Genomic DNA, 15148 nt, shown 5'->3' with positions numbered 1-15148 from the left:
TATCGATTTGTTACTTTTGATATTTAAATCTTAAGATTTTGAACAAGAAAACCATACTCATGATACTGGACGGTTGGGGAATTACCCAAGACCCCAAAGTAAGTGCCATTGCACAAGCTCAAACTCCTTTTATAGATAGCCTTTACCTTAAATATCCCAATGCACAATTGCGAACAGATGGAGAGCATGTAGGGTTACCTGATGGACAAATGGGAAATAGCGAGGTTGGCCACATGAATTTAGGTGCTGGACGTATTGTTTATCAAGATTTAGCTAAAATAAATAAGGCCATTAATGACAATAGTCTCAAGGATAATGAGGTGTTGATTAACGCTATCACTTACGCGAAAGCTAACTCTAAAAAGATTCACTTCCTAGGATTACTATCTGATGGCGGAGTTCACGCTCACATAAATCACCTAAAGGCTTTACTGGATATAACAAAGGCTAATGAGCTAGAAGATGTTTTTATACATGCCTTTACCGATGGTAGAGATGTTGATCCAAAATCAGGTATACAACATATTCAAGAAATCGAAAAACATATAAAAGGAAGTAACGCGCAGCTAGCAACGGTCACGGGCCGTTACTTTGCCATGGATCGTGATAATAGGTGGGAACGAGTAAAAAAGGCTTATGATGTTATGGTAAATGGACTGGGTACTCCTACTCACGATGCTATTCAATCCATTAAACAATCCTATGAAGACGGTATAACCGATGAGTTTATTGAACCCATGGTCATTCTTAATGGCACTGAGCCTGTAGCTACTATCCAAGATGATGATGTCGTTATTTTCTTTAATTATAGGACCGATAGAGGTAGAGAACTTACCGACATGTTATCGCAAAGAAACTTTGAAGAGGTTAATACCAAGAAATTAAATCTACACTATGTCACAATGACCAAGTATGATGACACATTTAAGAATGTGCAAGTCATGTTTGAAAAAGACAATCTTAAAAACACACTGGGAGAAGTACTTTCAAAGGCAGGCAAAAAGCAAATTAGAATTGCCGAAACTGAAAAATATCCACATGTAACCTTCTTTTTTAATGGTGGTCAAGAAAATCCTTTTGAAGGTGAACAACGCATTATGTGTAATTCACCCAAGGTAGCCACCTATGATTTACAACCTGAAATGTCTATTAATTGCGTTCAGGATAAAATTATACCAGAGATTGAATCTCAAAAGGCAGATTTCATTTGTTTAAATTTTGCCAATCCCGATATGGTAGGCCACACTGGCTCCATGGATGCAGCCATAGCAGCTTGCGAGGCTGTGGACAGTGCAGCAAGCCATGTAATAAATAAGGCAATAGATAATAATTACTCAATTCTTGTGATTGCAGATCATGGTAATTGTGAGGTTATGATCAATCCAGATGGCTCTGTAAATACGGCTCATACTACAAATCCAGTACCTTTGATATTAATAGATCAAGATATAAAAAGCGTAAAAAATGGTATTTTGGGAGACGTCGCTCCTACTATACTAGAGTTAATGGGAATAGAACAACCTGATGAAATGACTCAAAAATCCTTACTTTAGAAATTTAAATTAGATAGAATGAAAAAGATCCTAATAGCAATAATTGCTTTGGCAACCATTTCTTGTGGAACCCAAAAGACAGCTCAAGATAATTCAACAAAACCAGTAAAAGAAACGGTAAACACTCCGGAATTTAAAAAAGCGCCTGAACCTGAAAAAAGTTTAGCACAAAAAGTAAATGGCCATCTCCTAGGTAAAGCGACTAAAGCCGATTTGATGAATAATCCATATAATACATGGTTTAATTCTAGGTACGATGCATATCAGGTTGATTCAAGCATCGCACAAGAAATCGGTACTTACATGAAGGATGTTGATGTAAGATTGTATATGGGAACCTGGTGCGGCGATTCTAAACGTGAAACACCTATGTTTTATAAGTTAATGGAGGAAGCAGGAGTAAGCGAGAGCAAGATTACACTTATAACTGTTGATCGAACAAAATCAAAACCTGTAGACCTTGTAGAAGGATATAACGTTGTAAGAGTTCCTACTATAATTTTTTATCGTGACGGACAAGAATTGGGTCGGTATGTTGAGCGCCCTAGAGAATCGCTAGAAAAAGATATTCTTAAAATAGTTTCTGGTCAAGAATACAAACACTCTTACCAAAATTAAATTCAATTTGTTATCTTTAAAAAAGAGGCTGTACGCCTCTTTTTTTTATACCGTATTTTATGCGAATCGTAAACTTAGAACAAAAACTCAACCTTTTCACAGAGACATGGACACCAAAAATTATCGGTGAACTTAATGGGCAGCATGTTAAACTAGCTAAACTTCAAGGAGAATTCGTTTGGCACAGTCATCAAAATGAAGATGAGCTGTTTTACGTCTTAAAAGGAACTTTAATCATTAAATTAAAGGATAAAACTGTTACCCTTAAACCAGGTGAAATGTATATTATTCCTAAAGGAATAGAGCATAAACCTATTGCTCATGAAGAAGTACATGTCATGTTGTTTGAACCAGCTGCAATAAAGCATACTGGTGATGTAACGCATGAACTTACAAAAGAGAAATTAGACTGGATTTAAGATTAAGTATTATCCTCTCAACTTCTCCAAACTTTCCTTAAGGCTAGAGAAACTTGGTGTTTTATCTGCGTATTCCTTTTTAAGAAGTTCCTTTTCTGGATCAGTAGCGCCTATTTGTTCAAGCATGTTTACCAAGTGCATTTTCATGTGACCAGCTTGTATTCCCGTAGTCACTAATGAATGTAAAGCTGCAAAATTTTGTGCAAGACCACATACTGCTGTATATCTCATAAGCTGCTCGGCAGTTGGGTTTTCAAGAATTTGTAAGGCCAATTTAGAAAGAGGATGTAACGAGGTTAAACCACCTACTGTTCCTAGTGCCAGAGGAAAATCAGCCTCAAAAACAAACGTATCGTTTTCAACCCTAGCATTAGTCAAACTTCTATATTGCCCATCTCGTGCTGCGTAAGCGTGAACACCAGCCTCAACCGCTCTAAAATCATTACCAGTCGCTATGACTACTGCGTCAATTCCATTCATGATTCCCTTATTATGAGTAACAGCTCGATAAGGTTCTACAGTAGCAATTTCTACCGCTCTTGTGAATTTACGTGCAAAATCGGCTCCAGAGATTCCATTTACTTCACCTATTTCATCAATAGGACAACTTACCTCAACATGGACAACACACTCGGGTACATAATTACTTAATATACTCATAACTACCTCGGGCAACTCACCATTAAATGGTTCATAACTCACCGATAGTTCTCTAAATTTAGTTGCGATTTGTTCTAGAGTTGTGTTTATAAAATTAGCACCCATTGCGTCCTTGGTTTCAAAAGTGGCCTGCAATTGATAATACCCAGGCATGGATGCATTTTTATCGACAAGTTTCAGGTCTATAATTCCACCGCCACGTTTTTTCATCGATGCATTTATTTGCGATAAGGAGTTAATTAGTTCCGCTTTCGCGAAAGCGAAAAAATCAACCATCACTTGTGGATCACCTTCATACGTAAGGTGCACCTGACCCGATTTTACTGTTCCTTTTATAGTAGTTTTAAAACCGCCACGTTTCAACCAAAACTTTGCTGCTTTACTTGCTGCCGCAACGACACTACTTTCCTCAATTGCCATAGGTATGGTTACTAATTTCCCATCTACCAAGAAATTAGGCGCTAGACCAAATGGAAAGTAAAAATTTGTTATCGTATTCTCACTGAAACCATCGTGTAATTCCTGAAGTTTGTGATCATCATTCCAGTATTGAGTGAGTATTTCTTTGACTTGTGAATCATTAGAAAAATACTCTTGTATCAACCAGTCTATCTTTTGTGTCTTTGATAGTTTTGAGAAACCAGAAATGGGCTTGTCCATGCTTTAGGGATTTAAACAGCGGCAAAGATAAATGATAATATTATAGGGCTTTCACTAGAAACATCACCGCAATTAATTGCCATATTTTCCTTATTATTGGTGTTTTGATTTATGAAAACGATTGATATGAAAAAAATCACGGCTATTGCAGCCTTCTTCTTGCTTGTTTTTCAAACAAGCATTGCACAGCAAAACATTACTGTTGAGGACATTTACACTGGTAAATTTCGTACTGCTGGCTTACAATCCTTACGTTCTTTAAATAATGGTACCGAATATATAGTACTTAACTATAACCGTAACCGTACTCAAACACTTGATAAATACAGCTATGCTACAGGTGAAAAAACAGGAACTATCTTAAGTAGTGAGGAGATCGGGATTCCTATCTACAGTTATGAAATGAATGATAGTGAAAACAAGATTTTAATTACTTCTCAAAGCGAGTCTATTTTTAGATATAGCAGTTATGACAAAGTACATGTGTATGACCGCAACACTAAAGAACTAACCCCAATAAGCGATCACCTTGTACGCAGTGCTGCCCTTTCACCTGATGGGACTAAGGTAGCTTACGTGTTTGAAAACAACATCTATTATCAGGACTTGAAAAACAATACCACTACCCAAGTAACTAAAGATGGAAAAAACAACGAATTGATCAATGGTGTAACTGATTGGGTAAATGAAGAAGAATTCGGTTTTGTAAGAGCCTATCAATGGAGTCCAGACAGCCAGCAAATAGCTTTTTTAAGTTTTGATGAAAAAGAAGTTCCTGAATTCTCGATGGATGTGTATGGAAATGATTTATACCAATATCCGTACGTTTTTAAGTACCCAAAGGCTGGTGAAAAAAATGCTACGGTTAAATTACATGTATATAGCTTGCTTTCGCAAAAGCGTAAAGAAATAAACTTGAATAGAAATGAAGAGTATTATGTGGCAAGAATTAACTATGCTCCTACAGGTACTCTTACAGCACAAGTTCTTAATCGACACCAAAATGTTCTTGATTTCTACTATGTAGATATAGCTGGAAATGCTAGCATAGCATTTACTGAAAAAGATGACGCTTATGTAGATGTAAGCGATGATTTAACTTTCTTACAAGACGGTTCTTTTTTATGGACTAGTGAAAAGGATAACTGGAAACACATTTATTTATACGATAAAAACGGTAAAGAAAAACGCCAAATCACCAGTGGTGAATGGGATGTAACTGCCTATTATGGATATGATGCAAAGAAACAGCGTATCTATTTTCAAAGTACAGAAGATGGATCTATAAACCGTGGAGTTTATTCTATTTCTTTGACGGGTAAGAAAAAGAGAAAACTAAGTAATAAGATAGGAACAAATAGGGCTTCCTTCAGTAAAAACTTTACTTACTTTATAAACACTTATTCCAGCGCAACAACTCCACCAGTGTATACCTTACACAAGGCTAAAGACGGTGCATTAGTTCGTGAGATAAAGAATAATAATCAACTTAAAGAGGTTTTAAAGGATTATCAATTCTCTGAGAAGGAATTTGTTACTATTCCAGTTAATGGAAATGATCTTAACATGTGGATGATGAAACCTGTAGATTTTGATCCTAAAAAATCTTATCCTTTATTAATGTTTCAATATAGTGGTCCTGGATCACAGCAGGTTGCAAATAGCTGGTATGGAGCAAATGATTACTGGCACAGTATGCTAGCAAATGAAGGCTACATTATTGCTTGTGTTGATGGTCGAGGTACAGGATATAAAGGAGCAGACTTTAAAAAAGTTACACAAAAAGAATTAGGTAAATATGAAGTGGAAGATCAAATAGCTGCTGCCGAAGTATTAGGTGAAATGGACTACATTGATGCAAGCCGCATAGGTATTTGGGGTTGGAGCTATGGTGGATTCATGAGTTCAAATTGTATTTTAAAAGGTAATGATGTTTTTAGTACAGCAATTGCTGTTGCTCCTGTAACTAATTGGAGATTCTATGATTCAATTTATACAGAGCGTTATATGACTACTCCACAGGAAAATGCTAGTGGATATGACGAAAACAGTCCTATAAACCATGTGGATAAATTAAAAGGAAAGTATTTACTCATTCATGGTAGCGCCGATGATAATGTTCACGTACAAAATACCATGCGTATGATAGAGGCACTCGTTCAAGCAAACAAACAATTCGACTGGGCTATATATCCTGATAAAAATCACGGCATTTACGGTGGAAATACTAGAATTCACCTTTTCAACAAGATGACTAACTTCATCAAAGAAAACCTTTAAACTACTTAAACCTAAATAAAAATCATGTCAACAACCCTTAATCAAAAAGAGCTATTTGGACATCCTGTAGGTCTATATATTTTATTCCTTACTGAAATGTGGGAACGTTTCTCATATTATGGAATGAGAGCAATTCTAGTTCTTTATTTAACTAGTGAAGTGATTTCAGACAATCCTGGATTAGGATGGACTGATCCCGAGGCTTTAGCGCTTTACGGTTGGTATACTATGCTAGTTTACGTAGCCTCTATTCCAGGCGGTATTATCGCAGATAAAATTATAGGTCAAAAAAGATCTGTTTTGTATGGTGGATTATTATTGTGTGCTGGGCATGGAGTGCTTTCAATTGAACAAAATTGGGCCTTCTTAACTGGACTGGGTTTAATTGTGGCTGGAGTTGGATTGCTTAAACCTAATATTTCCACATTAGTGGGTGGTTTGTATGCTCCTGGAGACGACAGGAGAGATAAAGGGTTTAGTATTTTCTATATTGGAATTAATGTTGGAGCGGCAGTTGCTTCTATAGTAGTAGGTCTAGTTGCTAAATCGTATGGATGGCATGCTGGATTTGGGTTGGCAGCGATAGGAATGGCGCTAGGTCAAATAATTTACATGTTGGGACAAAAACATTTAAAACATGTAGGAAACAAACCTACTAAAGCTAAGAAAGATGATGGAAATGTATCAATTCCAGAGCTTTTTAAAGATATGATTAGTAATAAACTATCGCTAACCGTTTGGTTAATTTTATCAGGAATATCCATAGCATTAATTATTCTTTGGGATTGGGGTTATGGTTTATTATTCTTGTTCCTATCCTTTGTTGTTGGAATGATGATGGCCATTTATCAGGATCTAAACACTAAAATCGAAAAGGACAGATATATTGTTTTGTTGCTTAGCTTTTTAATTGTAATTGTATTCTGGGGCGCCTTTGAACAAGCTGGTGGATTAATGAACTTATATACAGAAAGTAAAACAGATCGTTTTATAGGTGGATGGGAAGTTCCTAGTGCAGTAATGCAAGCCTTCAATCCAGTTTATATTATTCTTTTTGCAATTCCAGTAGCTAGTGCCTGGATGTGGTGGAAAAATAGAGGTAAGGAAGCTTCTTCTTTATTTAAAATGGCATTTGGAGTTATCATTATGGGATTAGGTTTTGTATTCATGATAGGCGCATCTTTACAATATGAAGAGTTAGGAAAATCAGGTTTATACTGGTTAGCATTTGCTTATCTACTTCATACGCTTGGAGAATTATGCGCGTCACCGGTAGCACTTTCATTTATTACCAAACTAGCACCTGTTAGATATGGCGCTCTTATGATGGGTGTTTATTTTGCCGCTACTGGATTAGGAAATAAGGTTGCTGGAATTATTGGTGAAAGTGCCGATGGTGCTGGTGAGCTTACAGTATTTACATCTATTACTGTTTTTTGTGTTCTTTTTGGATTATTGGTTATAGCTCTTCTTAAACCTTTAAAAAGACTAACTCACGGCGCCGAAGAAAAAACTGCGGAAGAATTAGAACAAGAAAATTATGAACTTGCAGATTCAGACATTAACTAAATAGCAATGAATACTACCACTGAGAATTTTTTTAAAAACAAAGTAATGGGACACCCAGCTGGTCTGTTTGTCCTATTTTTCACCGAAATGTGGGAAAGGTTTTCCTATTATGGTATGAGAGCCATTTTAGTAATATTCCTGACAGGTGCAATTACTGGAGAAAATCCAGGTTGGGGTTGGGAAAAACCTGCTGCCTTATCACTTCTAGGAACCTATGCTATGTTTGTATACCTGACTCCTATTGTAGGTGGTTGGCTAGCCGATAATAAAATAGGTTATCGCTCTGCCGTTGTAATTGGCGCGTTGCTTATGACTTTAGGTCACGCATCAATGGCAATTGAAACACCTACATTTCTATATATCGGAATATTTTTTCTTATCATAGGAAACGGATTTTTTAAACCGAACATGACTTCTATAATTTCAAAAATGTATGAAGGACATGATGAGAAAAAAGACGGTGCTTACAACATCTTCTATATGGGAGTCAATGCGGGAGCGTTTTTAGGTATTATGCTCTGTGGTTGGTTAGGTGAAAATGTTGGTTGGAGTTATGGTTTTGGACTAGCAGGAATTTTTATGTTATTAGGCATGATCCAATTTTATTTCGCTCAACCTTTATTTGGAAATATTGGGGAAAAGCCTAAAAATGAAAAAAAGGATATGATCGACACTCTACAAGAAGATCTTATCTCAAAAACTGAAGGAGTTAAGGAGAAACTTAATCGATTTGTTTCAATTGATTACATATTGATAGGTGCCTTTATTATTTCAGCATTAATATTTATTGTAAATGACCCTTTAAGTAAAATAGGTGATATTAATACATTAAATTTTACCGTATTTGGACTTGAAAACTCTTTATTCTTTGCATTATTGGCTGCGATATTATTTATTTTGATTCTTATAGTTCGCATTCCAAGGTATGACAAAATTGTAAGGGATAGAATGATAGCTTTTACCATCTTCTGTATTTTTACAATTTTCTTTTGGGCCGCTTTTGAGCAGGCAGCAGGATCATTACCTCTTTACACAAGAGATTATACGGATAGGGTACTAGAAGGCAATTGGGCCACGATATTCAAAATTATAGATGCAGTAGTAACAATCGTTCCTATTGCCATAATTACCTATGTCTTAATCAGTCTTTTTAGAAAGACATTTAACCGTATTAGCTTATCTAATATTGTTCTTGCCATAAGTTTTATTATTGTTTGGGGATTAGTGGTTTATAAGCTTTGGATTAATTTTAGCGCAGAGGCTAAGGAAGTAGAAATAACTTGGTTTGCTATTCTTAACTCTTTATTTATAATAATTTTTGCTCCACTATTTACTAAATGGTGGGATAGTAAATACAATCCACCAGCATCAGTTAAATACGGTTTAGGATTAATTGTTATGGCTATTGGTTTTGGACTATTAGCATTTGCCACACGTAACGTACCATTGGGAGCAGAGTCTGCAAAATTGAGTATGGTTTGGTTGGTTTTAGCTTACTTATTCCACACTTTAGGTGAGTTATTTTTATCTCCTATGGGTTTATCGTATTTGAGCAAATTAGTGCCGGCAAGAATGATTGCATTTATGTTTGGAGTTTATTACTTGGCCATTGCAATAGGTAATAAAATGGCTCACTATGTAGGTGGTGATATTGAAAAAATCACCGAAGAAAGTGGTTTGTCCTACTTCTTCCTAATTTTTACAGTCATTCCAATTGGCTTAGGTTTAATTTCATTTGCTCTTCATCCTTTACTTAAGAGATTGATGCACGGTGTAAAATAAACTCCTTGTAAAATATTTGAAAAACGCACCAATTATGGTGCGTTTTTTGTTTACTTAGAGTTTGTAACTTTGTGCTATGAAAAAAATGCTTTTTATTCTTTTTATTGTTCCTGTTTTTGCCACTGCTCAAGTTAATTGGATGACAATGGACGAGGCTCTCGCTGCTCAAAAAAAAGAACCTCGTAAAATCCTTCTTAAAAGTTATACAGAATGGTGTCCTAATTGTAAATGGATGGACAAGTACGCTTTTTCAAAATCAGAATTAGCACAGTTTATTAATGACAACTATTATCCAGTTGCATTTAATGCTGAAGGTACTGAAAGCATCACTTACCAAGGAACTACATACAGCAATCCTGACAAAAGACGAAACGACAGATCACCACATCAGTTTGCTGAAAAGCTTAGAATTTTTGAATATCCGACTTTAGTGTTTTTTGATGAAAATGGTCAATTCATAAGTACCGTACCTGGTAAATTGGATTCAAAAAAACTAGAAATATATGTCACTATGCTTGTGGACGATAGTTATAAATCTATAAACACAGGTAAAAAGTGGAGCGATTACCAAAAAGATTTTGAATATAAACTACAAGGTTAATACGATAGCTCTACAGCTCCTTCCTCATAGGTATTTATAAAGGGAATGTTATATTTTAAACAGGTAGATTCCCAAGTAATGAAGTTGCTTCGATAATTCGAACCATCTGCAATGATTAATGTAGGTCGAACTTCGTTAATTAATCTTTCCAAGTTCACTCTTGCTGATTGAGTAAGCAACACTATTGGTTGATTATGAGTTTTCCTGTAAAAACCATCTTCTTTTATAATTACCAATTCAAGTTCATTAATCTTGATATCATAATGTAAACTATCTCTTAAAACTTCTCTATCGCGATGCGGTTCTATCCAACGTAATCTATTCCAAGTAATAGAATCACGGTTCTCTGTCATCTTATAAAAATCAGTAAACACTTGTGCTCGATGATTGTTATAAACACTTATTGCACTACCAGCAGCCTGGTGAAGAATTAAGACCTTAGAATCCTTTGTTAAAGTACTAATGGTAGAAATTACTAAACCTAACAAAATGCTGAATAAAGACAAGTGTAAAAAGTTGTTCGGTTTTATAGGAATTAATCGCTCTTTTTTACTTCTACTAAGGACAGGAGATACAAATAGGGCTGTTCCATATAAAATGAAATACAATAATATGACTTGCCAAAGTTCTAGATAGACATGTTCTATTAACAAAAAGTCCCAAGAACCTACTTTGTGTATAAAATCAATCACCCATTCTAAAATAAAGTTTAGAAGTACATCCAGTTTAAAGGCGTTACCACAAACAACTAATATTGCCATCATTAATATGGATGCGGCAAGAAATATGGGTAAAGCAGGTAGTAAGACCATATTACCAATAAGAAAACCTAACGGAAATTGATGAAAGTAAAATAAACTAATAGGTGCCACACCAATTTGAGCTGCTAGCGTAACAGTAAAAATGCTAAATAAAAATCGAAGCACTCGGTTTCTAGGAAACCACAATGACTTGAACAACGGTTGCAAGGTAACTATGGCAAAAACAGCAGCATAACTTAATTGAAAACCTACATTAAAAATTAATCTAGGATTAATTAACAAAAGCACGATTGCACTCAACATCAAACTAAAATAAGTATTAGTCCGTCTAGACAAGGTCATACCAATTGCTACAAAAGAAAACATGGTTACAGCTCTCATGATAGAAGGGCTCATCCCTGTCATTAGGGCAAAACTCCATAGCACAATTAGTATCACTATCGTTTGTAAGTATGCCCCATAGGAATTCCATCTTTGCAATGGTCTAGTTAAAAATTCAATTATTAAAAGAATGATACCTACATGTAAACCACTTAATGCAAGAATATGAATGACACCAGCTTTACGAAATGAAACAGCAATCTCTTTATCTAAATGTTTACGTTGACCCAACAGCAATGCTTCAATCATAGCGATAGGTTGCTTTGACATTTCAGATGAATATAAAGCAGTCTCTAATCGTTTTCTTACTTTAATGAAAAATGAGAGATCACTTGATTTAGGTAGTTCTTGCTTTAAAATTTTATCTTTATCTATATAAATTTGACCATGTACGTTAATACCTTCTAAGTATTTAGCGTAATTGAAATCACCTGGATTTCTTGCGTTACTGGGTAAATTTATGTCGTCGTAAACCCATAATTTATGACCAAGAGTAAATTCTAAGCTATCAGTCGTTTTAAAAAGAACAAGCACATTTCCTGTTGATTGAGTAGCATTAACATTACGCACCCTAGCATAATAGCGATCATTAAATTGATTGGAAGCTAATTGCTCATATAACTCTAACTCTATAACTGCTTCTCTACCTATCAAACCTTGATTCACATAGTGATTTTCGGGCAAGAATTGTTCTTGTTGGACTCGCCAAAAACCTAGCGAAACAAATAAAACAATTACCGATAAAGAACCTAACCACTTAAAAGGCTTTGACCATCCTTTAAAAAATATCGTAATAGCAAGTAAGCATAAGCTCGAGGATAATAATCCATAAATAAACACGGATTGAACTTTAAAAAAAGTAGCAATTACTATACCTATTACAAATGCAATGAGCAGTTTAAAAAAGGGATAAGACAAGTATCTCACCTCATAAAAGTAGGAAAAATCTATTATTTTATCCTACCAGCTTTCAAGAAACGTGTAAACCAATAAGCTTCATTAAAGCTAGTTATGATTACTCCGCGCGAGGTAGTACTATGAATGAACTCGATTCCTGCTGGGGTAACATCAGTAACAAGACCTACGTGATTCACTTTTTTCTTATTTCTACCAGTGGCAAAAAACAGCAAATCTCCTTTTTGAACTTCCTTCACCTTTATTCTGTCGGCACTTTGATACAGGGCTGCACTTGTTCTAGGCAATTGAATGTTTTCACTACCATAAGCGTTGCAAATTAAACCGCTACAATCCACGCCGTTTTTATCATTACCACCATATCTGTATCGAGTACCTAAGTAACCACGAGCATGCGCTATTATCCTGTCTACCTCATTAGTAACGGTCAATTCTTCTTCTATAGGCTCAACCTCTTCAGTATCTTCCTTGTCCGAAACTGTTGAAAACACAGGTGCCTTAGGTTGATTTTTTTTTAATTTTCGTGCTTCTTTTTTTGTAGTAACAATTTTTGGTTTTGAACTACCACAACCCGATATAAGACTAGTCGTAAATAAAATAATTAATACGTGTTTAGATATTTGTAGGTATTGTTTACGCTTTCGCGAAAGCGTAAAAATGCACAACCTTTCTGACAAGAAACACATAACATCTTTTATAAATTGCATCATTACTGCGCTATTGGTCTTATTGAATAGATTCATAAATCAATTGTGCGGTTTGATCGCTAGCTCCTACTCCACCTAATTTATGTTCTAGTTCATAATAATTAGCAAAAACTCGGTTACGATGAGTGGCATCTAGAATAATAGAAAGTTCGGTGCTTAATTTTTTCTCGTTGAAATCCGATTGAATGAGTTCGGTTACCACTTCTTCATCCATAATAAGATTCACTAAAGAAATGTAATTAAGGTTTATAATTCTTTTTGCTATTTGATAGCTTATGTTACTTCCTTTGTAACATACCACCTGTGGCACTTTAAACAGGGCTGTTTCTAGCGTGGCTGTCCCACTAGTAACCAGTGCTGCGTGACATAAACTGAGTAAATCATAGGTGCGATTCATAACTAGAGTTGCAGGATAGTTTTTGAGAAATTGACTGTAAAAACTTTCATCCTGTCCTGGAGCACCAGCAATTATGAATTGGTAATCTGGAAATTTATCTGCCATGCGCAACATAACTTTGAGCATTTTCTTTATTTCCTGTTTACGGCTACCTGGTAATAAGGCGATTAACGGCCTATCGTCTAATTTATAAGTTGCTAGAAATTCATTATGGTCTACAGCTTTTCGTTGGGCGATGGCGTCTATTAATGGATGGCCAACAAAATGTACTGGATAATTATGTTTTTGCTCATAGAAATCTTTCTCAAATGGCAAGATTACATACATTTTATCTACATCCCTTTTAATAGCTTTTATCCTATTTTCTTTCCAAGCCCAAATTTGTGGTGATATGTAGTAATGATTGCGGTACCCTTTAAGTCGAGCCCATTTCATGATTCTAAAGTTGAAACCAGGATAATCAATATAAATAATAATATCTGGATTAAAACTTTCAATATCTTTCTTACAAAGGTTAATATTCTTAAGAATCGTGTTTAGGTTTGATAAAACCTCAACAAACCCCATGAAAGCTAGATCTCTATAATGCTTTACAAGTGTTCCTCCTACCGCTTGCATGAGGTCACCACCCCAAAATCTAAATTGAGCATTCTCGTCTTTTGCTTGAATGGATTTCATGAGATTGGATCCATGCAAATCACCACTAGCTTCTCCAGCAATTAGATAATATTTCATAATCAGAATTCAAAATATAGTACTGCTAGAGCAGCTAGCACAGTTGCTAATAATACGCCACGCGCTTCGTAAAATTGAGGTTTCTTTTGGAATTTGCCCAATTTAGTAGTCAGGAAAAAAAAGAAAAGAACCAGATTAAACACGGCTCCTAGACCAATTAATCCACCCAAGAATCCTTGTTTATAGCCTGCTTCAACAGCTTCAATGAAATGGCTATCGGTCATTAAATAGATATAAATATAGGTTCCAGCAAGATTTGCCAGCAGTCCTAAAATGAATCCTTTAAGTATTTTAATTATCAAAATCCCAAGTGTTTAATTCGGCAATATAATGATGCGCTGTTAAATCATATTGAGTAGGCACTATAGATATATAATTATGTTCTAGCGCCCATTCATCTGTGTCTTCTCCTTTATCATCATTAACAAATTTACCAGTAAGCCAGTAATAATCCTTACCATAAGGATTTGTTCGTTTATCAAACTCTTCTACCCAATAAGCATTTGCTTGTCTGCAAATTTTAACTCCTTTTATTTCGTCATGAGTAGCCTTGGGAATATTGACATTAAAAACAAGTCCTTTAGGCATTCCTTTGTCTAAGACGTTTTTAATAATTTGCTTTACGTAAGGTCTAGCTGGTTCAAAATTAGCATCGGCGCTATAATCACATAATGAAAAGCCGATTGATGGAATTCCTTCAATACCTGCTTCAACAGCTGCACTCATAGTTCCACTATATATAACATTAATAGCACTGTTACTTCCATGATTTATACCACTCAAACACAAATCAGGTTTTCTATCTAAAATTTCATGGCTTGCCATTTTTACACAATCTACCGGTGTACCGCTAGTGGTGTATTCTTTGTGATTATGAGAATGAGCAGTATACTCTTTTAAATACAAGGTGTTATTAATGGTTATAGCGTGTCCCATTGCACTTTGTGGGCTATCAGGTGCAACCACAACTACATCTCCTAACTCGGTAGCTATATCAATTAATGTACGTATTCCTTTTGCTGTTATACCATCGTCGTTAGTAACGAGTATTAATGGTTTGTTTGTATTAGGCATATAATTTTGAAGAATTTTTAATGAGATAACGCAAAA

The 15148-nt window shown here is 35.3% G+C and carries 13 protein-coding genes; 7 read left to right on the top strand and 6 right to left on the bottom strand.

What is annotated here, in order from left to right; all coding sequences use genetic code 11:
- Window positions 1–38: 38 nt before the first annotated feature.
- The 3 genes from gpmI to I5168_RS05820 are packed head-to-tail and all read left to right on the top strand — an operon-like array spanning window position 39 to window position 2590.
- Window positions 39–1553, top strand: coding sequence for a 2,3-bisphosphoglycerate-independent phosphoglycerate mutase (gene gpmI / locus I5168_RS05830; protein WP_105018105.1), 1515 nt, complete (start codon window positions 39–41; stop codon window positions 1551–1553).
- Window positions 1554–1571: 18 nt separating this feature from the next.
- Window positions 1572–2171, top strand: coding sequence for a thioredoxin family protein (locus tag I5168_RS05825; protein ID WP_105018104.1), 600 nt, complete (start codon window positions 1572–1574; stop codon window positions 2169–2171).
- Between the two features lie 59 nt (window positions 2172–2230).
- Window positions 2231–2590, top strand: a complete 360-nt coding sequence (locus tag I5168_RS05820; protein ID WP_105018103.1) for a cupin domain-containing protein — start codon at window positions 2231–2233, stop codon at window positions 2588–2590.
- A gap of 9 nt (window positions 2591–2599) precedes the next feature.
- On the opposite strand, the gene I5168_RS05815 is transcribed toward I5168_RS05820, so the two are convergent.
- Complete coding sequence (locus I5168_RS05815) at window positions 2600–3910, bottom strand: hydroxymethylglutaryl-CoA reductase, degradative (protein ID WP_431472682.1); 1311 nt, start codon at window positions 3908–3910, stop codon at window positions 2600–2602.
- Between the two features lie 126 nt (window positions 3911–4036).
- On the opposite strand from I5168_RS05815, the gene I5168_RS05810 reads away from it, so the two are divergent.
- From I5168_RS05810 to I5168_RS05795, 4 genes are all read left to right on the top strand, one after another.
- On the top strand, window positions 4037–6190 hold the full coding sequence (locus tag I5168_RS05810) for a S9 family peptidase (protein ID WP_431472681.1): 2154 nt from the start codon (window positions 4037–4039) through the stop codon (window positions 6188–6190).
- Window positions 6191–6214: 24 nt separating this feature from the next.
- Window positions 6215–7759 carry a peptide MFS transporter gene (locus I5168_RS05805; RefSeq protein WP_105018101.1) on the top strand — a complete coding sequence of 515 codons (1545 nt, stop codon included), beginning with the start codon at window positions 6215–6217 and terminating at the stop codon, window positions 7757–7759.
- 6 nt (window positions 7760–7765) lie between these two features.
- The gene (locus tag I5168_RS05800) at window positions 7766–9541 is read left to right on the top strand and encodes a peptide MFS transporter (protein WP_431472680.1); all 1776 of its coding nucleotides are present in this window, start codon (window positions 7766–7768) and stop codon (window positions 9539–9541) included.
- A 76-nt stretch (window positions 9542–9617) separates the two neighbouring features.
- Entirely contained in the window at window positions 9618–10142 is a 525-nt protein-coding gene (locus I5168_RS05795) for a thioredoxin family protein (protein ID WP_431472679.1), read from the top strand.
- Here the strand turns inward: I5168_RS05795 and I5168_RS05790 are convergent.
- The 5 genes from I5168_RS05790 to surE are packed head-to-tail and all read right to left on the bottom strand — an operon-like array spanning window position 10139 to window position 15112.
- Window positions 10139–12211: a ComEC/Rec2 family competence protein gene (locus I5168_RS05790; RefSeq protein WP_431472678.1), complete on the bottom strand. Its 2073-nt coding sequence runs from the start codon at window positions 12209–12211 to the stop codon at window positions 10139–10141. The genes I5168_RS05795 and I5168_RS05790 overlap by 4 nt on opposite strands.
- A gap of 23 nt (window positions 12212–12234) precedes the next feature.
- A complete protein-coding gene (locus I5168_RS05785; RefSeq protein ID WP_431472677.1) occupies window positions 12235–12942 on the bottom strand; it encodes a C40 family peptidase in 708 nt (235 codons plus the stop codon).
- The gene (gene lpxB / locus I5168_RS05780; protein WP_431472676.1) at window positions 12926–14038 is read right to left on the bottom strand and encodes a lipid-A-disaccharide synthase; all 1113 of its coding nucleotides are present in this window, start codon (window positions 14036–14038) and stop codon (window positions 12926–12928) included. Before lpxB ends, I5168_RS05785 begins: the two co-directional genes overlap by 17 nt.
- 2 nt (window positions 14039–14040) lie before the next feature.
- Entirely contained in the window at window positions 14041–14340 is a 300-nt protein-coding gene (locus I5168_RS05775; protein WP_060523864.1) for a hypothetical protein, read from the bottom strand.
- Window positions 14330–15112, bottom strand: coding sequence for a 5'/3'-nucleotidase SurE (surE, locus tag I5168_RS05770; RefSeq protein WP_431472675.1), 783 nt, complete (start codon window positions 15110–15112; stop codon window positions 14330–14332). The genes I5168_RS05775 and surE overlap by 11 nt, the downstream gene beginning before the upstream one ends.
- Between the last annotated feature and the right edge of the window lie 36 nt (window positions 15113–15148).

Origin of the sequence: Nonlabens sp. SCSIO 43208 (genome assembly GCF_050703575.1) — a bacterium.
GTDB lineage: Bacteria > Bacteroidota > Bacteroidia > Flavobacteriales > Flavobacteriaceae > Nonlabens > Nonlabens tegetincola.
This window is presented reverse-complemented; position numbering and strand designations above follow the sequence as displayed.

What these genes read in the sequence shown, in the direction of transcription:
- I5168_RS05825 (WP_105018104.1), top strand. Translation starts at nt 1,572, where the DNA reads ATGAAAAAGATCCTAATAGCAATAATTGCTTTGGCAACCATTTCTTGT.
- I5168_RS05820 (WP_105018103.1), top strand. Translation starts at nt 2,231, where the DNA reads ATGCGAATCGTAAACTTAGAACAAAAACTCAACCTTTTCACAGAGACA.
- I5168_RS05815 (WP_431472682.1), bottom strand. Translation starts at nt 3,910, where the DNA reads ATGGACAAGCCCATTTCTGGTTTCTCAAAACTATCAAAGACACAAAAG.
- I5168_RS05810 (WP_431472681.1), top strand. Translation starts at nt 4,037, where the DNA reads ATGAAAAAAATCACGGCTATTGCAGCCTTCTTCTTGCTTGTTTTTCAA.
- I5168_RS05805 (WP_105018101.1), top strand. Translation starts at nt 6,215, where the DNA reads ATGTCAACAACCCTTAATCAAAAAGAGCTATTTGGACATCCTGTAGGT.
- I5168_RS05800 (WP_431472680.1), top strand. Translation starts at nt 7,766, where the DNA reads ATGAATACTACCACTGAGAATTTTTTTAAAAACAAAGTAATGGGACAC.
- I5168_RS05795 (WP_431472679.1), top strand. Translation starts at nt 9,618, where the DNA reads ATGAAAAAAATGCTTTTTATTCTTTTTATTGTTCCTGTTTTTGCCACT.
- I5168_RS05785 (WP_431472677.1), bottom strand. Translation starts at nt 12,942, where the DNA reads ATGAATCTATTCAATAAGACCAATAGCGCAGTAATGATGCAATTTATA.
- lpxB (WP_431472676.1), bottom strand. Translation starts at nt 14,038, where the DNA reads ATGAAATATTATCTAATTGCTGGAGAAGCTAGTGGTGATTTGCATGGA.
- surE (WP_431472675.1), bottom strand. Translation starts at nt 15,112, where the DNA reads ATGCCTAATACAAACAAACCATTAATACTCGTTACTAACGACGATGGT.